This window comes from Streptomyces sp. BI87, assembly GCF_025957665.1.
Classification (GTDB): Bacteria; Actinomycetota; Actinomycetes; order Streptomycetales; family Streptomycetaceae; genus Streptomyces; species Streptomyces albidoflavus.
The window spans coordinates 3,358,108-3,379,400 of sequence record NZ_CP110079.1 but is presented as its reverse complement, the minus strand read 5'-3'; the positions used below and the strand labels follow the sequence as shown (position 1 = coordinate 3,379,400).

Here is a 21,293-nt window from a genome sequence, read left to right as displayed (position 1 = left end):
GCGCGTGAGGTCGTGGGGTCGCGGGTTCGGGGGCCGACGGGATCGGGAGCCGGTGGGGCGGGTAGGGCTGCGGTGACTCGTGTGGGGGACGGAGTTGTCCACAAACCGGGGTTGTCCACAGGGCTCGGCGGGCCCCTTGCGACGGCGGTACGGTCGCTCTCGCGAGGCAGGCCGTACGCGACGAGCGGGCGGCGGTTTCGCGGTCAGGGCCTTGTCCGGCGGGGTGTGGGCGGGGCTTTCGGGGCGTGCCCGAGGGGTGCGGGTTCAAGGGGGAGAAGGTTCAGATGACGCAGACCGTGACGGAGCAGGCGCCGAAGGCGGCGGCCGGGCCGGGCAGGGCGACGGTGCCCGGCGGCGGACGGGCGGGCGAGGTGCCCATGGGGCGGGCCGCGAAGCTGCCCCGGGTGGCCGGGTTCGCGAGCAGGCCGGAGCGGGACGATCCCCGCCGAGCCGGGAAGGCCCTGCGGGAACGGGTCCCGCGCCGTGCCCATGCGAGCCTCGTCATCGACCCGGCCCGGCCCGGCCCGGTGACGGCCGTCGAGGAGTCCAACCAGGGCCGCCTACCCGCACTGACCCCGATCCGGGTCGGCAGGATGGCGGCCAGCCCCTTCGCCTTCCTGCGCGGCGCGGCCGGCCTCATGGCCTACGACCTGGCACGGACCCCGGTGACCGGGGCCGGTGCCCACCTGTGCGGAGACGCGCACGCCGGCAATTTCGGCCTCTACGGCGACGCCCGCGGCGGGCTCGTCATGGACCTCAACGACTTCGACGAGACGGCGTACGGCCCCTGGGAGTGGGACCTGAAGCGGCTGGCGACCTCGCTGGTGCTGGCCGGACGGGAGGCCGGGACGGACGAGGCCGGCTGCCGGGACGCAGCCCGGGACGCGGCCGGCGCCTACCGGCGGACGATGCGGCTGCTGGCCAGGATGCCGGTGGCGGACGCGTGGAACGCGGTGGCCGACGAGGAACTGGTCTCGCACGCCGACGCCAAGGACCTCCTCGGCACCCTCGGCCGGGTGTCGGAGAAGGCCCGGCGCAACACCAGCGCCCGCTTCGCCGCCCGGTCCACCGAGGCCACCGCCGACGGCGGCCGCCGCTTCGTCGGCGCGGCTCCCGTCCTGACCGAGATACCCGACGACGAGGCCGCACGGGTCGCGGCCGCGCTCGGCCCCTACCTGGGCACCCTTCCGGAGGACCGGCTCCCGCTGCTCGCCCGGTACGCCGTACAGGACGTGGCGTTCCGCGTGGTCGGTACCGGGAGTGTCGGTACCCGGTCGTACGTCGTGCTGCTTCTCGACCACCGGGGGGAGCCGTTGGTCCTCCAGGTGAAGGAGGCCAGGCCCTCGGTGCTGGGGGCGCACCTGGGGCGGGTGGGGTTCCCTGTTCCGGAGGTTGGCCACGAGGGGCGGCGGGTGGTGCTCGGTCAGAAGCGGATGCAGGTGGTGAGTGATGTGTTGCTGGGTTGGACATCGATTGATCAACGGCCTTATCAGGTCCGGCAGTTCAGGAATCGCAAGGGGAGCGTGGACCCCGCTGCGCTTCCGGCGGACCAGGTGGACGACTACGCGCGCATGACCGGGGCGCTGCTTGCCAGGGCGCATGCCCACAGTGCTGATCCGCGGCACATAGCGGGGTACTGCGGCAAGGCGGAGGTTTTCGACGAGGCGGTGGCGGGGTTCGCGGTGGCCTATGCGGATCGGACGGAGGCCGATCACGCGGGGCTGGTGGGGGCTGTGCGGGCGGGGAGGGTGGGGGCGGAGATGGGGGTTTAGGGGAGCGGGGGGTGGGGTGGGCTGAGGGGTAGTGCGGGTGGGAGGCGGGGAGGGAGGGCGAGGGGGAGGGGGGAGGGGGGAGCCCCCGGCCCTGCGCCGACAAGCTCCCCACCCCACCCCACCCCCACCACCAAGCCACCCCTCCCCCGAAAGGGCCTACGCTGGACGGGTGACGAGCCCGGAAGCCGAATCTCTGCCCGCCGACCCCGCCCCGGAAGAGCCTTCCCAGGGCGTGCCCTCCGCAGCGAAGCCCGCCGCTGAAGCCCCCGCCGACGCTGCCGGCCCCGCCGCCCCCGCCGACGCGGTCCCTGCCGACGCGGCCTCCGCCGCCACCCCGGCCCCCGACACCGCCCCCACCCCCGAACACACCCCCCCGCCCCGCCCCGAGGAGCGCCTGGAGAAGGCGGTCCGGGTCGCGGAGCAGGCGTTGATCGAGTTCGAGATCGCGGTGGAGACCTTCCGGGTGGAGGTCGAGAACTTCTCCCGGCTGCATCACCAGAAGCTCGGCCCGATGTACACCCGGCTCGACGAGCTGGATGCCCAGATCGCCGAGGCGAAGGCGGCGCGGACCGGGGACGCCGAGGATCTGCGGCTGGCGCGGGAGGCGAGGGCGCGGGTCATGCCGATGCCGGGGGTGGAGGAGCTGTTCCACGGCTGGATCGACTCCGAGGGCCTCTCCCCCGAGGGCGCCGCCATGCTCAACGATCAGCCGGTGCGTCCGCCGCAGCGGGTGCGCCCCAGCGCCGACGCCCGCCGGCTCTATCGGGACCTGGTCCGCAAGGCCCACCCCGACCTGGCGCAGGGCGAGGCCGAGCGGACGCGTCGGGACGCCTTCATCGCCCGGGTCAACCACGCGTACACACTCGGTGACGAGGAGGCGTTGCGGGCGCTGACGGCCGAGTGGGAGGCGGGCCCGGCTTCCGAGGAGCAGCCGCCGAGCCGGAGCGAGGAGCTGTACGCGCGGCTGGAGTGGCTGGCCGAGCGCAAGGAGATGCTGACGCTGGTCGCGAAGAGGCTGGAGGACGGGGCCATCGGCTCGATGCTGCGGGTGGCGCAGGACGACCCCGACGGGCTGCTCGACCAGATCGCCGAGCAGCTTCTCGCCGAGGTCGCGGGGCGCGAGCGGGAGCTGGCCGCGCTGCTGGAGTGAGCGGCGCCGGTCCGGGCCGGTCGCGGCGGGGCGCGGGCCGGGCGGAGGGCGTCCGGTAGCGTCGGGGTCATGCATTTCGGATCTGCGGTACCCACGGTCGAGGTCGGAGCGTTGTCCGGCGAGGACTTCCTGCTGGACGTCCGGGAGGACGACGAGTGGAACGCGGGCCACGCCGCCGATGCGCTCCACATCCCGATGAGCGCCTTCGTCGAGCGGTACGGCGAGCTGACCGAGGCGGCGCCGCAGGACGGCCGGGTCAACGTGGTGTGCCGGTCCGGGGCCCGGTCGGCGCAGGTCACGATGTATCTGCGCCAGCAGGGGATCGACGCGGTGAACGTCGAGGGCGGCATGCGGGCCTGGGAGATCGCCGGCCGTCCGTTGGTCGACGAGAAGGGCCAGCCGGGCTTCGTCGCCTGAGGCGGACACCGGAGTCCTCCGTGGCCCTGCGGCCCGGCCCGTGCGTGAGTACGGTTTCTGCGCGGGGCGGCCCATGAGCGCCGCCGTTCGGTGAACGGGGACGGTTCGGATGGACGCATACGGCGGCGCCGGGGACGCGGAGGCGGAACCCGAGGAGGACGCGCGGGGGCGGGACGAGGACCGTACGCCTTCGCGGCGGCCGGGGATCGGCGGCCAGCGGGCGGCTTCCCCGGAGCCCGTTCCCGACCCTTCCCCGCCGACCGGCCGGACCGCGCACACCCTCGGTTCCGCGCCGGGTCTCGCCGGTGCCGTTCCGGTTCGGGACGGCTTCCGCCCCGCTCCCCCGCCCGGCGCGGCGGACCCCGTACCCGAATCCGTGGCGGGCCCCGCCCCGACCCCCACCCTCACCCCGACCCCCGCCGCCTCCCCGGGCGCCGTGGGCCCCGGCATCGGGGCGTTGCGGGTGGGGAATCAGGTGGTGGCGGCTGTGGTGCTGGCGTTGGTGGCGGCGGGGGTGGGGGTGCACCTGCTGATGGTGTTCCTGCACGTCGCGCCGGCCAACACGGTGACCAAGCAGCACGGGCAGGCGGTCGACGACTACATCTATCCGGAGTTCGAGCAGAACTGGAAGCTGTTCGCGCCCAACCCCTTGCAGCAGAACATCGCCGTGCAGGCGCGTGCCGAGATCCTGGCGGAGGACGGGACGCTGGACCGTACCCGCTGGGTGGACCTGTCGGCGCTGGACGGTGAGGCGATCGACGGGGACCCGTTGCCGAGCCACACGCGGCAGAACCTGCTCCGCCGGGGCTGGGACTTCTACGTCAACTCGCACGACAGCGCCGGGGTGCCGAACGGGGTGCGCGGCGACCTCTCCGAACGGTACGTGCGCCGGATCGTGCTGGCGCGGCTCGTGACGGAGCTGGACGGCACGCGGGACGGGGTGATCGACCGGATACAGGTGCGCTCGCGGACGACGCCGGTGCCGCCGCCTCCGTGGAGCGACGAGAAGGTGAGCCGGAAGCCGGTCGACCGCGAGCTGAAGTGGTGGTCGGTGACGGATTCGGACGTTCCGCTCGGCGGGAGCCTCCAGTTGCGGCGCGACGGTGAGGGGGGCGCGCGATGAAGGCGTCCTTGGCGGGGTGTGCGCGGGGCGTGCAGCTGGTGACCTCGCGGTCGCTGGGCCCGTACCAGACGGCGGCGGTGCGGATCGGGGTGGCGGGGACGTGGCTGCTGTTCCTGCTGCGGGAGTTCCCGCACCGGCAGTTGCTGTACGGGCCGGACGGGCCGTGGGGCTGGTCGATGGCGCGGCGTCTGATCGCGGGGAACGACGCGTTCACGCTGCTCATGTGGTCGGACGGGCGGCTGTGGTTCGAGGCGGTGTACGCGCTGGCGGTAGCGGCGAGCGCGCTGCTGCTGGTCGGCTGGCGGACGCGGACGATGTCCGTGCTGTTCATGATCGGCGTGCTCTCGCTCCAGAACCGGAACATCTTCGTCGGCGACGGCGGCGACAACGTCATCCACCTGCTCGCGATCTACCTGGTGCTGACCCGCTGCGGCCAGGTCTGGTCGCTGGACGCGCGCAGGGCGGCGCGTTCCGGCGCGGCGGGGCACGAGCCGTGGGCGGACCGGGCGGGGCCGGTGCTGTGGGCGGGGTGCGCGGCGGCGCTGGCGGCGGTGACGGTCCTCGGGGTGGCCGGCTGGGGCTGGCTGGTGTTCTTCTGGACGCTGCTGACCGGGCAGGCGTTGTGGTGGTGGCTGGGCCGGCGGGCGCCGGACGGGCAGGCGTATCTGCTCAGCGACGTGGTGGCCCATCTGGTGCACAACGGGGCCCTGTTGGTGATCATGGTGGAGACCTGCCTGATCTACGCGACCGCCGGCTGGTACAAGATCCAGGGCAGTCGCTGGCAGGACGGCACGGCGGTCTACTACCCGTTGCAGCTGGAGTCGTTCTCGCCGTGGCCCGGGGTCTCGGGATTGCTGGCCGGGCAGGGTCTGCTGGTGCTGGTGGTGACGTACGGGACGGTGCTGACGCAGGTGGCGTTCCCGTTCGCCTTGCTCAACCGGCGGGCGAAGAACGTGCTGCTGGCGTTGATGATGGCCGAGCATCTGGCCATCGCGGTGCTGCTGGGGCTGCCGTTCTTCTCGCTGGCGATGATCGCGGCGGACGCGGTCTTCCTGCCGACGGTCTTCCTGCTGTGGGCGGGCGGCCGGTGCGCGAGGGCGCGCGACGCGGTGGTGCGCCGGGCGCGCGCGGTGTCCGGGCGGGGCGCGGGCGGCGTACCCGGGGAAGAGGAGCCCGCCGGGCCGGCGCGGAAGCTGCCCGTCCGGCCGTCGTAGGCTTCCCGCCATGGACGTGGACGAGGCGCTGGAGCGCTGGCGGGGGCTGGGCCCCCAGGCGGGCTCCGGGAGCGTGGGCGCGCCCCGGCACGTGCTGCTGGAGGGGTTTCACGCGCTGAAGCACGCGCTCCGGTTCGGCGCGGTGGTGCCGGTGGCGCTCTGCGCCGACCGGGCCGGGGCGTTGGAGCTGGCGGCGGAGCTGGCGCCGGACCTCGAAGGGGTGCTGGCGGGGCTGCTGGTGGAGGTGGACGCGGAGACGTTGCGCGGGCTGGTGGCGCGGCCGCATCCGACCGGGGTGGCGGCGCTCGCGGAGCGGCCCGAGGCGGTGGCGGTCGAGGCGGCGTTGCGCGGGGCGCGGCGGACGCCGGTGGTCGTGCTGGACCGGCCGCGTCATCTGGGCAACGCGGGGGCCGTGGTGCGGCTCGCGGCGGGGTTCGGGGCGAGCGGGGTGGTGACGACCGGGCCGCTCGATCCCTGGCATCCGACGGTGGTGCGCGGTGGCGCGGGGTTGCACTTCGCGACGGCGGTGGCGCCGCTGGAGGTGCCGGAGCTGCCGGACGGGCCGCTCTTCGCGCTGGACCCGGAAGGGGCCGACATCCGAGGGCTCACCCTGCCGGACGACGCGCTGCTCGCCTTCGGCTCCGAGCGGCACGGGCTGACGGCGGAGCTGCGGGCCCGCGCCGACCAGCTGGTCGCCCTGCCGATGCGCCCCCAGGTCTCCAGCTACAACCTGGCGACCAGCGTCGGCATGGCCCTCTTCCACTGGGCCTCGGCCTCGGGGGCGGCGCCCGCCTGAGGGTTCCGGGTGGGCCGTGGGGCGAGGATCGCGTTAGATTGCCCGAACGATCGGTCGGTTCGGCGGGGTGTACCCCGTTGCCGGGCCGCCGGTATCCGTACGGGAGGATCGCGGGCATGACAGCACACCAGGGCGGCGGCTCGCCGGGCGCGGCCACGGCCGGTCAGCGGGGGCGGGGCGCGGGGCGCGCCCCACGGAGCGGGCGCGACACGTACACGCCCCAGACGCTCCTCTCGGTGGCGGTGCGCGTCTTCAACGAGCGCGGGTACGACGGCACCTCGATGGAGCACCTCTCGCAGGCGGCGGGGATCTCCAAGTCCTCGATCTACCACCACGTCTCCTCCAAGGAGGAGTTGCTGAGGTGGGCGGTCAGCCGGGCCATCGACGGGCTCTTCGCCGTCCTGGACGAGGAGGGCGCGGTCACCGGGCGTCCGCTGGAGCGGGCCCAGTACGTCACGCGCCGGACCGTCGAGGTGCTCGTGGCCGAACTCCCTTACGTGACGCTGCTGCTGCGGGTGCGGGGCAACACCGACACCGAGCGGTGGGCGCTGGAGCGGCGCCGCGAGTTCGACCACCGGGTGGCCAGGCTCTTCTCGGCGGCCGTCCAGGAGGGGGAGCTGCGCGGGGACGTGGAGGTGCGCATGGCCACGCGGTTGCTCTTCGGGATGATCAACTCGGTGGTCGAGTGGTATCGGCCGGACGGGGTCCGGCAGGGGGGCGGGGGGTCGCCCTACGAGGAGGGGCCACTCGGGAGCGGGGCCGAGATCGCTGATGCGGTGGTGCGGATCGCCTTCTCGGGGCTGCGGGCAGCGAACCCCGGCCCGGCAGGCGATTGAGGCCGTCCTTGAGGTGCGGGGCCTCGGCGGCCGGTCGGGCCACGGGGTGAGTGGGCAGCTGCGGGCCGCCTCCGGCCTCCGGTCACAAATGGCCTCAGGCGCCGGCCGGGCTGGGAATGTGGCCTCAAGTGCCGGCCGGGCTGAAGGTGGCTGAGGCTGGACGTTCGTCACCCCTCCGGTGACAGTTCCTCCTCCTCGAAGACCAGGAGGGTCCTGGTCGAGAGGACGTCGGGGATGGACTGGAGGCGGGTGAGGACGAGTTCGCGCAGGGCGCGGTTGTCGGCGGCGTGGATCATGAGGAGGACGTCGAAGTCGCCGCTGACCAGGGCGATGTGGGCGGCGCCGGGGAGCCGGCGGAGTTCCTCGCGGATGGTGCGCCAGGAGTTCTGGACGATCTTCAGGGTGATGTAGGCGCAGGCTCCCTGCCCGGCGCGCTCGTGGTCGACGCGTGCGCCGAACCCGCGGATGACGCCGTCCTCCATGAGGCGGTTGATGCGGGCGTAGGCGTTGGCGCGGGAGACGTGGACGGTGTCGGCCACCGACCGGATCGAGGCGCGGCCGTCCGCCTGGAGCAGTCGCAGGATGTCCCTGTCGACGGCGTCCAGTGGTCTAGGTGCTGGCTGCTCGGCCATTCGTATCGCTCCCCACTCCCGGCGGGCCCGCCCTATGGACGACCTGTGCCCGGTCCGCGCCGTGCAGAACCGTTCGTCCACATCCTGGGGCCGCCCGTAGCCAAAATGCCTCGGCGACCGAACAATCGGTAGGTGAGGCGCGTCACAGCACGCCGTGCGGACGCTCCGTCCCTGTGTGACCGTTCGTGACAAGGAGGAGGCGACGTGTCGAAGAAGCGGCAGAGTACGCCGGTCGTCGACCGGCGCCGGCCCACCGGCCCCGAGGACGTACCCGAGGCGGCGGAGCACACCGTCACGCCGCCCGCCTGGCGCCCGCGGGTGGACCCGGGGCCGCTGCTGCCCGACGAGTCCCCGTTCCGCATGCTCGGGACCGAGGCGGCCCAGGAGGCCGATCCGGCCCTGCTGAAGCGCCTCCACCGCGAGCTGGTCCTCGGCCGCCGCTACAACACGCAGGCCACCGCCCTCACCAAGCAGGGCCGCCTCGCCGTCTACCCCTCCTCCACCGGCCAGGAGGCGTGCGAGGTCGCCGCCGCGCTGGTGCTGGAGGAGCGCGACTGGCTCTTCCCCAGCTACCGCGACACCCTCGCCGCCGTCGCCCGGGGCCTGGACCCGATGGAGGCGCTCACCCTGCTGCGCGGCGACTGGCACACCGGGTACGACCCGCGTGCCGTGCGGATCGCGCCGCTCTCCACACCGCTCGCCACCCAGCTGCCGCACGCGGTCGGCCTCGCCCACGCGGCGCGGCTCAAGGGCGACGACGTGGTGGCGCTCGCCATGGTCGGCGACGGCGGGACCAGCGAGGGCGACTTCCACGAGGCGCTCAACTTCGCCGCCGTCTGGCAGGCGCCCGTCGTCTTCCTGGTGCAGAACAACGGCTTCGCCATCTCGGTGCCGCTCGACAAGCAGACGGCCGCGCCCTCCCTCGCCCACAAGGCCGTCGGGTACGGGATGCCGGGCCGCCTGGTCGACGGCAACGACGCCCTCGCCGTCCACACCGTCCTCGCCGAGGCGGTGGCCCGGGCCCGCGCCGGCGGCGGCCCCACCCTGGTCGAGGCGATCACGTACCGCATCGACGCCCACACCAACGCCGACGACGCCACCCGCTACCGGGGCGCCGAGGAGGTCGAGGCGTGGCGCGCCCACGACCCGGTCGTGCTGATGGAGGGCGCGTTGCGGGCCCGGGGCCTCGCCGACGAGGACGGGTTCGCGGCGGTCCGTGAGGACGCCGAACGGTTCGCCGCCTCGCTGCGCGAGCGGATGAACGCCGACGCCGAGCTGACCCCCGCCGACCTCTTCGACCACGTCTACGCCGAGCCCACCCCGCAGCTGCGGGAGCAGGCCGCGCAACTGCGCGCCGAACTCGACGCCGAAGCCGCCAGCCACGGGGAGGACCTCCGATGACCGCCTCCGCCCCCGAGACCACCGGCACGGCCCGCCCGGCCCGCCGCGCCAAGGCCGCCAAGCCCGCCACCATGGGCCAGGCCATCGGCCGCGCCCTGCGCGACGCCATGGCCGAGGACCCCTCCGTCCACGTGCTGGGCGAGGACGTCGGCACGCTCGGCGGTGTCTTCCGCATCACCGACGGCCTGGCCGCCGAGTTCGGCGACGACCGCTGTACGGACACCCCGCTCGCCGAGGCCGGCATCCTCGGCACCGCCGTCGGCATGGCCATGTACGGCCTGCGCCCGGTGGTGGAGATGCAGTTCGACGCCTTCGCCTATCCGTCGTTCGAGCAACTCGCCTCGCACGTCGCGAAGATGCGCAACCGCACCCGGGGCGCCCTGCCCCTCCCCATCACCATCCGCGTTCCCTACGGCGGCGGCATCGGCGGCGTCGAGCACCACAGCGACTCCTCCGAGGCGTACTACGTGGCCACGCCCGGCCTGCACGTGGTCACCCCGGCGACCGTCGAGGACGCGTACGGGCTGCTGCGCGCCGCCATCGCCTCGGACGACCCGGTCGTCTTCATGGAGCCCAAGCGGCTGTACTGGTCGAAGTCCGACTGGTCGCCGGAGGCGCCGGCCGAGGTCGAGCCGATCGGGCGGGCCGTGGTCCGCCGCGCCGGCAGCGACGCGACGCTGCTGACCTACGGTCCCTCGCTCCCGGTCTGCCTGGAGGCGGCCGAGGCGGCGCGGGCCGAGGGGCGGCAGCTGGAGGTGGTCGACCTGCGGTCGCTGGTCCCCTTCGACGACGAGACGGTCTGCGCCTCGGTGCGCAGGACCGGGCGGGCCGTGGTGGTCCACGAGGCCACCGGCTTCGGCGGGCCCGGCGCGGAGATCGCCGCCCGGGTCACCGAGCGCTGCTTCCACCACCTGGAGGCGCCCGTGCTGCGCGTCACCGGATTCGACATTCCTTACCCGCCGCCGATGCTGGAGCGGCACCATCTGCCCGGCGTCGACCGGGTTCTCGACGCGGTCGAGCGGTTGCAGTGGGAGGCGCGGAGCTGATGGCCGAGGTCAAGGAGTTCACGCTGCCCGACCTCGGTGAGGGGCTGACCGATGCGGAGGTCGTGCGCTGGCTGGTGGAGGTCGGCGAGGTCGTCGCCGTCGACCAGCCGGTGGTCGAGGTCGAGACGGCCAAGGCGATGGTCGAGGTGCCGTGCCCGTACGGCGGTGTGGTCACCGCGCGGTACGGCGCCGAGGGCGAGGAACTGGCCGTCGGGGCGCCGCTGCTGACGGTCGCGGTCGGCGCCGACGCCTCCGCCCCGGCCGGTGGGGCCGAAGGCCCCTGTTCCGGTGGCGCGGACGGTGTCGTGGCGGAGGCCGACGGTGCGGGCGCGGCCGGGGACGGCGGCGCGGGGGAGACCTCCGGGGCCGTCCTGGTCGGCTACGGCACGGGCGCACCACCCGCCCGGCGCCGCCGCGTCCGGCCCACGCCTGTCTCCGCCGCTGCCACTCCGGTCAACGGCGTGGCCTCCGGTTACGGCCGCCACGCGGTCACGCCCGAGGTGCCCGTACGGGCGGAGGCGGAAGCGGAGGCGGCCGAGCCCGCGCCGGGTCCGGTGCCGGTCATCTCCCCGCTGGTACGGCGGCTGGCCCGGCAGAACGGGGTCGAGCTGCGGACGCTGACCGGGTCCGGCCCCGACGGGCTGATCCTCCGGGCCGACGTCGAGCGGGCGATCGGGGCGGCCGCCGCCCCCGCCGCGCCTGCCGAGCCGGATGCCGCCGCTGCTCCGGCCCCGGCCGCCGACGCCGGGGAGGTGCGGATTCCGCTGCGCGGGCTGCGCGGGGTCGTCGCCGACAAGATGAGCCGGAGCCGGCGGGAGATCCCCGAGGCGACCTGCTGGGTGGACGTCGACGCCACCGGACTGCTCGCCGCCCGGCGGGCGATGAACGCGGCCGGGGGCCCGGACGCCCCCAAGATCTCGCTGCTGGCGCTGCTGGCCCGGATCTGCACCGCCGCGCTGGCCCGGTACCCGGAGCTGAACGCCCGGGTCGACACCGAGGCCCGGGAGATCGTCCGGCTGGAGCGGGTCCACATCGGCTTCGCGGCGCAGACCGACCGGGGGCTGGTCGTGCCCGTGGTCCGCGACGCCCACGGTCGGAGTGCGGAGTCGCTCAGCGAGGAACTGGGCCGCCTCACCGGGGCGGCGCGGGACGGGTCGCTGACGCCCGGGGAGCTGACCGGTTCCACCTTCACCCTCAACAACTACGGCGTCTTCGGGGTCGACGGTTCGACGCCGATCATCAACCACCCCGAGGCCGCGATGCTCGGTGTGGGGCGCATCGTTCCCAAGCCGTGGGTGCACGAGGGGGAGCTGGCCGTCCGCCAGGTCACGCAGCTCTCGCTCACCTTCGACCACCGCGTCTGCGACGGCGGGGTCGCCGGGGGGTTCCTCCGGTACGTGGCCGACTGTGTGGAGCAGCCGGCGGTGCTGCTGCGGGGGGTCTAGCCTCAAGCGCCGGCCGGATTCGGGGCCTCAAGCGCCGGCCGGGGCTGGTCTGGCTGGGCGTCGTCCGGCCGTGCCGGCCAAGGATGGCCTCCAGCGCCGGCCGGGCTTGAGATGTGGCCTCCAGCGCCGGCCGGGCCGGAAATGGGCCAAGCCGAGTTGGCCGGCGCCGAGGGGGTACGCCCGGTCGGCGGTAGCCGGGGGTCGGACGAGGTGCGTGGCCGCGCATACTCGGGCCCATGAGTTTCGGGTCTGGTGGTTCTGGGGTGGCCGGGCGGGGTGCCGGGGTGTTCGATGCCGTTGTGCTCGCGGGGGGCGGGGCGCGGCGGCTGGGGGGTGTGGACAAGCCGGGGTTGCGGGTCGGGGGGCGGGCACTGATCGACCGGGTGCTGGCGGCGTGCGGCCAGGCGCGGACGACGGTGGTGGTGGCGGCGCCGAGGGAGGTGGCGCGCGAGGTGGTGTGGGCGCGGGAGGAGCCTGCGGGCGGGGGGCCGCTCGCGGCGCTGGCGGCCGGGGTGCGCGCGGCGGGCGGTGCCGAGGGGGCGCCTGCCGTGGTCGTGGTCTCGGCCGATCTGCCGTTCCTGGACGAGGCGGCGGTACGCGGGCTGCTCGCCCGGCTCGCGGAGGGCGGCGCGGACGCCGTCCTGGCCCGGGACGCGGAGGGCCGGGACCAGCCGCTGGTCGGCGCGTACCGCAGGGCGCCCCTGGTGCGGGCGCTGGCGGAGATCCGTGCCGAGGAGGGCGAGCTGACGGGGCTTCCGCTGCGGCGGCTGACCTCGCGCCTGACACTGGACCACCTGGCCGAGGAGCGCGGCGCTCCGGTCTCCTTCGACTGCGACACCTGGGGGGACCTCGCGGCGGCCCGCGCGCGGATCAGGGAGCATGGACACGTGTTGAACGAATGGATCTTGGCAGCCAAGGAAGAACTCGGTATCGACCTGGACGTCGACATCCGTGTCCTTCTCGACCTCGCCCGGGACGCCGCCCACGGCGTCGAGCGCCCCGCGGCCCCGCTCACCACCTTCCTGGTGGGATACGCGGCGGGCCGTGCGGGCGGCGGGCCCGAAGCGGTGGCGGAGGCGGCCCGGAAGGCCGCGGCCCTCGCCGAGCGCTGGGCATCCGAGGTACCGCCCGAGCCCGGGGCAGGCACCGGGTGAGCGGCTCCCCGGCCCCCGACCCGGACGGCTTCGACTCCGTCCTGGCCCTGGTCAACAGCGCCTCCGCGCGCCGCACCCGCGACGAACCGGCCGCCCCGTACGACCAGGAGGCCGACGGCCGGACCGGTGACGCGCGGCAGGCGGCTGGGGACGACCGGGTGGCGGCCCGGCCGCCCGCCGAGGAACCGGCCGGCGCCGTCGGCCGGCCCGGCGAGCCGGAAGCGGCGCTCGCCGCCGACCAGCCCCCGGCCGGCACGCCGTGGCCCGCGGAGTACGGCCCCGAGCCGCCCGGCCCGGCGGCGCCGCCTCCCGCGCGGAGCGGCGGTGCGCCCCCCGCGCACGAGGCCCCGGACGGCGAGGCGCCCGGGCGGGCTTCCGCCGCTGCGGCGCCCCTCGGGCAGTGCGGCGCGCGGCGCCACGGCTCCGCCGTCACCGGCTGGGCCGAGGCGGTACGGGTGGCCGGGCGGGCGGGGCAGGCGGTCCGGGAGCGGACCTCGGCGGTGCGGCCCCCGCTGGAGCTGCCGTTGGCCGAAGCGCTGGGGCTGGTCCTGGCCCGCCCGCTGGCCGCCCTCACCGATCTGCCGCCGTTCGACACCTCGGCGATGGACGGCTGGGCGGTGGCCGGGCCGGGCCCGTGGCGGGTGCGGCCCGACGGTGTCCTGGCCGGACAGTCCGGCGAGGCGCTGGCCGACGGGGAGGCGGTGCCGATCGCGACCGGCGCTCGGGTCCCGAGGGACGTGACCGCCGTCCTCCGCAGCGAGCACGGGAGCCTCGACGCCCACGGCGGGCTCCACCCGCAGCGCGAGGTCGTCCACGGCCAGGACATCCGGCCGCGTGCCCAGGAGTGCCGGACCGGGGACACCCTGCTGCCCGCCGGGAGCGCGGTGACCCCGGCGGTCCTCGGGCTGGCGGCCGCCGCCGGGTACGACACCCTGGCGGTCCACGCCCGTCCCACCGTCGACCTCTTCGTCCTCGGCGACGAACTGCTCACCCGGGGCCTGCCCCGGGACGGCCTGATCCGCGACGCCCTCGGCCCGATGCTGCCGCACTGGCTGCGCGAGGCCGGGGCGGAGGTCCGGGCCGTGGAGCGGCTCGGTGACCGGCCCGACGCGCTGGCCGGGGCGGTAGCCGCCTCGGAGGCGGACCTCGTCGTCACCACGGGCGGCACGGCATCCGGGCCGGTCGACTTCGTCCACCCGACGCTGGAGCGGCTCGGCGCCGACCTGCTGGTCGACGGGGTCGCGGTGCGGCCCGGCCACCCGATGCTGCTGGCGCGTACCGCGCCTGGCCAGCACCTGGTCGGCCTGCCGGGCAATCCGCTCGCCGCCGTCTGCGGCCTCCTCACCCTCGTCGTACCGCTGTTGCGCGGTCTCGCCGGGGCGCCGCTGCGGCAGGGGAGGGACGCCGGACGTACCCCCGGCAGCGGAGCCGTCCCGGACGTGTACGAGACTCGCCGGGTGCAGCTCTCCTCCGATCCGCTCGCGGCCCCCGCTCCGCCAGGGCCCGACGCCGCCGCCCCGACCGCCGTTCTGGACGCGCCCGTTCAGGGGCATCCGTCCCACACCCGGCTGGTTCCGGTGCGGGTGGACGCGGGGCGGGCGCGGCCGCTGAGTTTCGGCGGCCCGGCGATGCTGCGTGGCGTGGCCACCGCCGACGCGCTGGCCGTGGTGGTCCCCGGTGGGGCAGAGGCCGGGCACCCGGTGGAGCTGCTGGCTCTGCCGTGGGCGGGCGGGGGCGGCGGTTTCACGTGAAACTGCCCGGCCAGGACGCCATGGCGCGGGACGCGGACGAACACCTCGTCACGCACCGCGTGAAGCTCCCGCACCGCGTCGTCGAACGCCCGCTCCTCCAGGTGGCCAAGCGCCTGTCGATGGCGCTCGTCGTCCTGCTCATCACCGTCTTCATCGTCTATCTGGACCGCGACGGCTACGGGGACAACTCCGACGGCTCCGTGGACTTCCTCGACGCCTTCTACTACGCCACCGTCACGCTCTCCACCACCGGTTACGGCGACATCGTGCCGGTCAGCGACAGCGCACGGCTCATCAACATCCTCGCCGTCACCCCGCTGCGGGTCGCCTTCCTGATCATCCTGGTCGGCACCACGCTGGAGGTCCTCACCGAGCGGACTCGCGAGGAGTGGCGGCTGAACCGCTGGAGGTCCTCCTTGCGCGAGCACACCGTCGTCGTCGGCTTCGGCACCAAGGGCCGCTCGGCGATCCAGACCGTGATCGCCTCCGGCCTCTCCAAGGATCAGATCGTCATCGTCGACCCCAACGAGAAGGTGATCGACGCGGCCGCCGCCGAGGGGTTCGTCGGGGTCGTCGGCGACGCCACCCGCAGCGATGTCCTGCTCCGGGCCGAGGTGCAGAAGGCGCGCCGGATCATCATCGCCACCCAGCGCGACGACACCGCCGTCCTCGTCGCCCTGACCGGCCGCCAGCTCAACCGGGGCGCCAACATCGTCGCCGCCGTCCGCGAGGAGGAGAACGCGCCGCTGCTCCGCCAGTCCGGCGCCGACGCCGTCATCACCAGCGCCAGCGCGGCCGGACGGCTGCTGGGCCTCTCCGTCCTCAGCCCCAGCGCCGGCACGGTGATGGAGGACCTGATCCAGCAGGGCAGCGGCCTCGATCTGGTCGAACGGCCGGTGATAAAGGCCGAGGTGGGCAAGACGCCCCGGGAGACCGGCGACCTGGTGGTCAGCGTCCTGCGCGGTCACCGGCTCCTCGGCTACGACGATCCGGCCATCGGCACGCTCCAGCTGACCGACCGGGTGATCACGATCATCCACAACAAGCCCGGCACCGCCCCGGTCCGGCCCACGGCGGCCGGCCCGAAGCGCCCGCTGACCTGAGCCGGAGGATGTTTCACGTGAAACATGAGGCGAAATGGCTCCGAAGCCATGATGTTTCACGTGAAACATCGCAAGCGGGGAGCTAGCCTCCGCAGACGGATGTTTCACGTGAAACATCCACCAGGTCCTGGCGTAGCCTCGCGGCTATGCATGCGATCACGATTCCCGAACCCGGTGGACCCGAGGCCCTGGTCTGGGCCCCTGTCCCCGACCCGGCGCCCGGCGAGGGCGAAGTGCTCGTCGAGGTCGTCGCGGGCGCCGTCAACCGAGCCGACCTGCTCCAGCGGCAGGGCTTCTACGACCCGCCGCCCGGCTCCTCCCCGTACCCGGGCCTGGAGTGCTCCGGCCGGATCGCCGCGCTCGGCCCCGGGGTCTCGGGTTGGGCCGTGGGGGACGAGGTCTGCGCCCTGCTGTCGGGCGGCGGGTACGCCGAGAAGGTCGCCGTGCCGACGGGGCAGCTGCTGCCGGTGCCGGCCGGTGTCGACCTGAAGACGGCGGCGGCCCTGCCCGAGGTGGTCTGCACGGTCTGGTCCAACGTCTTCATGGTCTCCCAGCTCCGCCCGGGCGAGACGCTGCTGGTGCACGGCGGGGCGAGCGGCATCGGGACCATGGCGATCCAGCTGGCCAAGGCGGTCGGCGCCCGGGTCGCGGTCACCGCGGGGAGCCCGGAGAAGCTCCGGTACTGCGGCGAGCTGGGCGCGGACTTCCTCATCAACTACCGCGAGCAGGACTTCGTGGAGGAGATCCGAGAGGTCACCGCCGGGGCGGGGGCCGACGTCATCCTCGACATCATGGGCGCCAAGTACCTGGACCGGAACGTGAAGGCGCTGGCGACCAACGGCCGGCTCGCCATCATCGGGATGCAGGGCGGCACCAAGGCCGAACTGGACATCGCCACTCTGCTGCGCAAGCGTGGCGCCGTCACCGCGACCTCGCTGCGGGGGCGCCCCGCCTCCGAGAAGGCCGCCATCGTGGCCGCCGTCCGCGAGCACGTCTGGCCGCTGATCGACAGCGGGCGGGTGCGGCCGATCGTCGACCGCGAAGTGCCGATGCGCGACGCCGCGACCGGGCACCGGGTCCTGGAGGAGAGCAGCCACATCGGCAAGGTCCTCCTCGTCACCGACGAGTGAGCCGCACGCCCTGACCGGCCGGGCGGAGCCTGGCCGTGCGTGACGTGCGGTCAGCCGGTCCCGCCCGTACGGCTGTTCCCCGCGACCGCTATCGTCCACGGACGGTCGCGGGGAACCGTACCGGCGGTTCCCGGCCCCCGCGGGGGCTCCGAGGGGCCGGCCGGACACGGGGGACAGCCGAGATGCATCCAGCAGCCGTCGAACGGGACTTTCACGCGCAGTCGAACCGGCTGGTCGGCTGGGGGTGGTTCCTGCTGGTGGTCGCCTTCCTGGCCTGGGGTTGGGCCGCCTGGCAGGTCTTCGTGCCCCACGGGGCCGACGGGACCTCCGAGACCTGCGCGCCGCCCGCCATCGCGGACCGCCCGGACCCGTACAGCGCCGGTACGGCGACGAGCGACGAGGAGCGGCACGAGCGCGACTGCGCCGCCGCCCGCGACTGGGCGACCCCGGTGACGCTCCTGGTCGTCTCCGTCCCGGCCTTCGCCGCCGGTTCCGGCCTCTTCGCCGCCGGCTGGGCCATGGACCGGGCCCGCCGCCTCACTGTCGACCTGGAGCGGGCCACGGGCTGACCCGGCCCCGCCCGGCTCGGGCACCTCCCGCACAAGCCGGGCCCCGCTCACTCGTACGCGGGGCTTCGGCTGGGGAGCGCTGGGTAACCGAGATGCCGGGGCGCGGGGGCCGTGTGACGCTGGTGAGGTCGATCGATCCATGGGGGGCCGGGGCACAACGGCTCGGGCCCGTGAGCGCGGTCGTCTTCCCGGACGGCCCAGCGACCCGGCTCCGACAGGGGGCAATGACGTGATCACCGGCGTGAACCTGCGCATGCCCGCACGGCGTACCGCACTCCCCGCACTCCTGCTCACCGCCACCGCCCTGCTCGCCGTCCCGGCGTCCCCCGCGCTCGCCGCGCCACCCTCCCGCCCGGACCCCGGCTCGGCCGCGCTGGGCGACGCGTACGGCACCGGAGGCGAGCGGCCGGACCGTACGGATGCCGCCGCTCCCCGGGACCACCACGGCTCCGGAGAGACCACTGCCCGGACCCCGGCGCCCGCGCAGCCCGGCGGCCGGCGCCACGACCCCGGGCCGCACTCCGGCGGAGAGCAGGACCACCAGGTTCACGGCATGCCCGACCCGCCGGCGCCTCCCACCGGCTCGCCGCCGCCGGAACGTACTCCGGCGTCCGGGGCCCTTCCCCCGCTCCGGCCCGCCGCCCCGGCGGCCCCCACCGGGCCTCCTCCCCCGGCTCCGCACCCGGAGACGGCCTCGCGGCAGCCCGCGCCGAGCACCTCGCCGTCGGCGCCGCCCTCGACCGCCTCGCGCTCCCCGGAACACCACCGGGACCCCGCGCGCTCCCTCCCGGCGGCGCACGCGGAGACCGCCTACCGGGCCGCGCCCGACTCCCCGCCCGCCCCGCGCGAGGAGGCGGCCGTGCCGGGCCCCGCCGAGGAGGACGCCGTGGCGGACGACGAGACCGAGGCGGGGGAGGCCGGACAGGGCACCGGGCAGCAGGAGCTGGCCCGGAGCTCGGGGCGGTCGCTGCACGTCCTGCCCCTGGGAGGCGGTCTGATCATGGTCGGTCTCGGCCTCGGCCTGGTCTTCCTCGCCCTGCGCGTGCGTCGGATCTGAGTGCGACAGAATGGCTCCCATGGAGATGCCCAGGAACGAACGGTCGTCACGCTCGACGGAGAACCCGCAGGTCCTGATCGTGGGCCAGGACGGGATGGCGCTGGGCGGCGGCGACGACGAATCCCCCGAAGTACCGGTGACCGAGATGGTCGAGCAGCCCGCGAAGGTCATGCGCATCGGCAGCATGATCAAGCAACTGCTGGAGGAAGTGCGCGCGGCTCCTCTCGACGAGGCGAGCCGGAACCGTCTCAAGGACATCCACTCCAGCTCCGTCAAGGAGCTGGAGGACGGCCTCGCCCCGGAGCTCGTCGAGGAGCTGGAGCGGCTCTCGCTGCCCTTCACCGACGAGGCCACCCCGAGCGACGCCGAGCTGCGCATCGCCCAGGCGCAGCTGGTGGGCTGGCTGGAGGGCCTCTTCCACGGCATCCAGACCACCCTCTTCGCCCAGCAGATGGCGGCCCGCGCCCAGCTGGAGCAGATGCGCCGCGCCCTGCCGCCCGGCGTCGCCCCCGAGGAGGCCGACGGCGTCTCCCAGGCCGCCGGCCGCACCGGAGGCCCGTACCTGTAGGCCCCGCCCACCCGAGGCAGCACAGCGAAAGGGCCGGGAGGCGCGTCAGCGCTCCCGGCCCTTCGGACTGTTCAGGGGAGGGTCAGCTCGGGTTGCCGCTGGAGACGTCGAGCTGGATGGACGGCATGTCGTCCGGGTCGACCTCGGTGCCGGCCTTCGGCGACTGCCGCATGACGGTGTCCTTGCCGTAGGCGTTCTCGTCGACCGAGGTCGTGTCGTACTTCCACTTCGCGGCCTGGAGGCACTTCTTCACGAAGGTGATGTTGGTGAAGGTGAAGTCGGGGACGCGGATCTTCTCCGGGTCGTTGTACGACTCGTCCGGGTCGGTGCACTCCTCGGTCTCCATCGTCTTGGTCAGGTCCGGGCCGCGGAAGCCGGGCTTCTCGCCGTCCTTCCCCTCGCCCTGCGAGGAGCCCGGGTCGCCGGAACCGCCCGCCTGCGGGTCGTCCTCCTTCTGGAGGGCGAGCGCGGTGACCAGTCCGCCTATCGCCAGCAGCGCCACCACGATCGACCCGACGATCAGCGGCATCTGCCGCTTGCCGCCACCGCCGCTGGTGCCGCTCTGCTGGACGGTCGCGTACGGCGGCGGGGTCGCCGGGGCCTGCTGGTGGCCGTAGGGCTGCGGGGTGGCGTAGCCGGACTGCTGCGGGTAGCCGTAGCCCGGCGCCGGGGTGGGGGCCGGGTGGTGCTGGGCCGGGGGCGGGGTCTGCGCGCCGTAGGGGCCGGGCTGGTACGGGGTCTGGACCGGGCCCGTGCTGGGCGGCTGCTGGCCGACCGGCGGGAAGACGGCCGAGCCGACGCCCGCGCCGCTCTGCCCCTGCTGGCCGGGGACGATGCTCGGGGCGGCCGGCTGGAGCGACTGGGCGATCCGCAGGCACTCGTCGCGCATCGCCTCGGCGGTGGGGAACCGCTCGTTCGGGTTCTTCTTCAGCGCGCGGGCCACCAGCGCGTCGACCGCGGGGGGCAGCGCGCGGTTGACCGAGGACGGCGGGACCGGCTCCTCCTGGACGTGCGCGTAGGCGATGGCCAGCGGCGAGTCCGCCTCGAACGGGAGCCTGCCCGTCACCAGCTGGAAGAGCATGATGCCGACCGAGTACAGGTCGGAGCGGGCGTCCACACCGCGGCCGAGGGCCTGTTCGGGGGAGAGGTACTGCGGGGTGCCGACGACCATGCCGGTCTGCGTCATGGAGGTGACGCCGGACTGCATGGCGCGGGCGATGCCGAAGTCCATGACCTTCACGACGCCGCGCTTGGTCATCATGACGTTGCCCGGCTTGATGTCGCGGTGGACCAGCCCCATCTCGTGGCTGATCTCCAGCGCCGCCAGCACGTCCGCGGTGATCTTCAGCGCCTGGTCGGCGGGCATCGCGCCCTGCCGGGAGACCGCCTCGTCGAGGACCGAGCCGAGCGGCCGCCCCTCGACGTACTCCATGACGATGTACGGCGTGGCCGTGCCGTCGAGGTCGTCCTCGCCGGTGTCGAAGACGGAGACGATGTTGGTGTGGGTGAGCTTCGCCACGGACTGCGCCTCGCGGCGGAACCGCTCGCGGAAGGCGGCCTCGCGGCCCAGCTCCGTGTGGAGGGTCTTGATCGCCACCTGCCGGTCGAGGACCGTGTCGTAGGCCAGGTGCACGGAGGCCATGCCGCCCTCGCCCAGCAGATCCCGGAGCTGGTAGCGCCCGCCGGCCACCGCCCGCCCCGCGTAGCGGCCCTGCGCGCCGTCCTGGCTCATGTCGTGCGTCCCCCATCGGCACGGTGAGTGCCCGCCGGTACGTGATCCCTACATTCTGGCCAAGTCTGCCGCAGGCCACGGACACGTCAAGCCGGGTGGCCGTTCCGTGACCGTACGACAACAGGGCCCGCACCTGGAGGCCAGGGGTCGCGCACGCCCCTCGTGAGCGGGCGCGGACCGCGCGGGAAGGACCGTGCCCAGGGGTGGGGGATTTGCCCCGTAGGGGGTTTTCGGGGTTTGATGGCCGGTCCATCTCGGAACGGCGGGCCCTCATGAGGCTGTAGCGTGACCCGTCGGAGCACCCGCGCGACTCTCCGGGCGAGACCGAGTATCTCCGTACCCCGGGGTGCGTTCCCGAGCGCGCGGACAGTGACGATCAAGACACGACGGCGAGGAC

Annotated in this window: 19 protein-coding genes; 17 read left to right on the top strand and 2 right to left on the bottom strand. The window is 74.5% G+C overall.

Annotation, left to right across the window (positions count from 1 at the left end; all coding sequences use genetic code 11):
• The first annotated feature begins 284 nt into the window (after positions 1–284).
• The 7 genes from OIM89_RS14860 (at position 285) to OIM89_RS14830 (ending at position 7,308) form a co-directional block, all read left to right on the top strand.
• Entirely contained in the window at positions 285–1,772 is a 1,488-nt protein-coding gene (locus OIM89_RS14860) for a DUF2252 domain-containing protein (protein WP_257381158.1), read from the top strand.
• A 169-nt stretch (positions 1,773–1,941) separates the two neighbouring features.
• Positions 1,942–2,922: a J domain-containing protein gene (locus OIM89_RS14855; RefSeq protein WP_047466305.1), complete on the top strand. Its 981-nt coding sequence runs from the start codon at positions 1,942–1,944 to the stop codon at positions 2,920–2,922.
• Positions 2,923–2,991: 69 nt separating this feature from the next.
• Positions 2,992–3,339 (top strand): rhodanese-like domain-containing protein, encoded by a 348-nt coding sequence (locus OIM89_RS14850; RefSeq protein WP_003949330.1) that lies wholly within the window; start codon positions 2,992–2,994, stop codon positions 3,337–3,339.
• 109 nt (positions 3,340–3,448) lie between these two features.
• Positions 3,449–4,462, top strand: coding sequence for a DUF5819 family protein (locus OIM89_RS14845; protein ID WP_264491344.1), 1,014 nt, complete (start codon positions 3,449–3,451; stop codon positions 4,460–4,462).
• Positions 4,459–5,676, top strand: coding sequence for an HTTM domain-containing protein (locus OIM89_RS14840; RefSeq protein ID WP_030696951.1), 1,218 nt, complete (start codon positions 4,459–4,461; stop codon positions 5,674–5,676). Before OIM89_RS14845 ends, OIM89_RS14840 begins: the two co-directional genes overlap by 4 nt.
• 10 nt (positions 5,677–5,686) lie before the next feature.
• Entirely contained in the window at positions 5,687–6,472 is a 786-nt protein-coding gene (locus OIM89_RS14835; RefSeq protein WP_264491343.1) for a TrmH family RNA methyltransferase, read from the top strand.
• A 116-nt stretch (positions 6,473–6,588) separates the two neighbouring features.
• Complete coding sequence (locus OIM89_RS14830; protein ID WP_264491342.1) at positions 6,589–7,308, top strand: TetR/AcrR family transcriptional regulator; 720 nt, start codon at positions 6,589–6,591, stop codon at positions 7,306–7,308.
• A 167-nt stretch (positions 7,309–7,475) separates the two neighbouring features.
• On the opposite strand, the gene OIM89_RS14825 is transcribed toward OIM89_RS14830, so the two are convergent.
• Positions 7,476–7,940: an Lrp/AsnC family transcriptional regulator gene (locus tag OIM89_RS14825; RefSeq protein ID WP_008413264.1), complete on the bottom strand. Its 465-nt coding sequence runs from the start codon at positions 7,938–7,940 to the stop codon at positions 7,476–7,478.
• A gap of 204 nt (positions 7,941–8,144) precedes the next feature.
• Here OIM89_RS14825 and pdhA point away from each other — a divergent pair, with 204 nt between their 5' ends.
• From pdhA to OIM89_RS14775, 10 genes are all read left to right on the top strand, one after another.
• Entirely contained in the window at positions 8,145–9,341 is a 1,197-nt protein-coding gene (gene pdhA / locus OIM89_RS14820) for a pyruvate dehydrogenase (acetyl-transferring) E1 component subunit alpha (RefSeq protein WP_030696954.1), read from the top strand.
• Positions 9,338–10,387, top strand: a complete 1,050-nt coding sequence (locus tag OIM89_RS14815; RefSeq protein WP_175458350.1) for an alpha-ketoacid dehydrogenase subunit beta — start codon at positions 9,338–9,340, stop codon at positions 10,385–10,387. The genes pdhA and OIM89_RS14815 overlap by 4 nt, the downstream gene beginning before the upstream one ends.
• Positions 10,387–11,832: a dihydrolipoamide acetyltransferase family protein gene (locus tag OIM89_RS14810; protein WP_264491341.1), complete on the top strand. Its 1,446-nt coding sequence runs from the start codon at positions 10,387–10,389 to the stop codon at positions 11,830–11,832. Before OIM89_RS14815 ends, OIM89_RS14810 begins: the two co-directional genes overlap by 1 nt.
• A gap of 236 nt (positions 11,833–12,068) precedes the next feature.
• Positions 12,069–12,986, top strand: coding sequence for an NTP transferase domain-containing protein (locus OIM89_RS14805; protein ID WP_264491340.1), 918 nt, complete (start codon positions 12,069–12,071; stop codon positions 12,984–12,986).
• Complete coding sequence (locus OIM89_RS14800) at positions 12,983–14,737, top strand: molybdopterin-binding protein (RefSeq protein WP_264491339.1); 1,755 nt, start codon at positions 12,983–12,985, stop codon at positions 14,735–14,737. The genes OIM89_RS14805 and OIM89_RS14800 overlap by 4 nt, the downstream gene beginning before the upstream one ends.
• Complete coding sequence (locus OIM89_RS14795; protein WP_030696959.1) at positions 14,734–15,840, top strand: potassium channel family protein; 1,107 nt, start codon at positions 14,734–14,736, stop codon at positions 15,838–15,840. The genes OIM89_RS14800 and OIM89_RS14795 overlap by 4 nt, the downstream gene beginning before the upstream one ends.
• 146 nt (positions 15,841–15,986) lie before the next feature.
• The gene (locus OIM89_RS14790) at positions 15,987–16,970 is read left to right on the top strand and encodes an NAD(P)H-quinone oxidoreductase (protein ID WP_030696960.1); all 984 of its coding nucleotides are present in this window, start codon (positions 15,987–15,989) and stop codon (positions 16,968–16,970) included.
• 182 nt (positions 16,971–17,152) lie between these two features.
• Positions 17,153–17,539, top strand: a complete 387-nt coding sequence (locus OIM89_RS14785) for a hypothetical protein (RefSeq protein WP_047466288.1) — start codon at positions 17,153–17,155, stop codon at positions 17,537–17,539.
• Between the two features lie 229 nt (positions 17,540–17,768).
• Positions 17,769–18,596, top strand: coding sequence for a hypothetical protein (locus OIM89_RS14780; RefSeq protein ID WP_229360217.1), 828 nt, complete (start codon positions 17,769–17,771; stop codon positions 18,594–18,596).
• A 19-nt stretch (positions 18,597–18,615) separates the two neighbouring features.
• Complete coding sequence (locus OIM89_RS14775; protein WP_030696963.1) at positions 18,616–19,164, top strand: bacterial proteasome activator family protein; 549 nt, start codon at positions 18,616–18,618, stop codon at positions 19,162–19,164.
• 82 nt (positions 19,165–19,246) lie between these two features.
• Here the strand turns inward: OIM89_RS14775 and OIM89_RS14770 are convergent, their stop codons facing one another.
• Positions 19,247–20,896 carry a protein kinase domain-containing protein gene (locus OIM89_RS14770; protein WP_030696964.1) on the bottom strand — a complete coding sequence of 550 codons (1,650 nt, stop codon included), beginning with the start codon at positions 20,894–20,896 and terminating at the stop codon, positions 19,247–19,249.
• Positions 20,897–21,293: the final 397 nt, after the last annotated feature.